Here is a 380-nt window from a genome sequence, read left to right on the forward strand (position 1 = left end):
CCTCGACGGCAAGCCTGCTGCCGATTGGGTCAGCGCCGTGGTCAAAGAGCTGGAAAGCCTGCCGGAAGTGACCCTGCTGCCACGTGCCACGGTCAACGGCTACCACGACCATAACTTCCTGACCATCCACGAGCGCCTCACCGACCACCTCGGCGACCGCGCCCCGATCGGCCAGGTACGCCACCGCGTGCACCGCGTCCGCGCCAAGCGCGTGGTGCTGGCTGCCGGCGCCCACGAGCGCCCGCTGGTGTACGGCAACAACGACCTGCCGGGCAACATGCTGGCCGGTGCTGTGTCCACCTACGTACGCCGCTACGGCGTGGCCCCGGGCCGCAAGCTGGTGCTGTCGACCAACAACGACCACGCCTACCGCGCCGCGC

1 pseudogene is annotated in these 380 nt (G+C 69.7%); it reads left to right on the forward strand.

The features are described 5' to 3' along the window. A pseudogene (locus GVL12_RS26035) lies at window positions 1–380 on the forward strand (sarcosine oxidase subunit alpha); the annotation flags it as partial.

This window comes from Pantoea sp. 18069, from assembly GCF_902706035.1.
Classification (GTDB): domain Bacteria; phylum Pseudomonadota; class Gammaproteobacteria; order Burkholderiales; family Burkholderiaceae_C; genus Comamonas.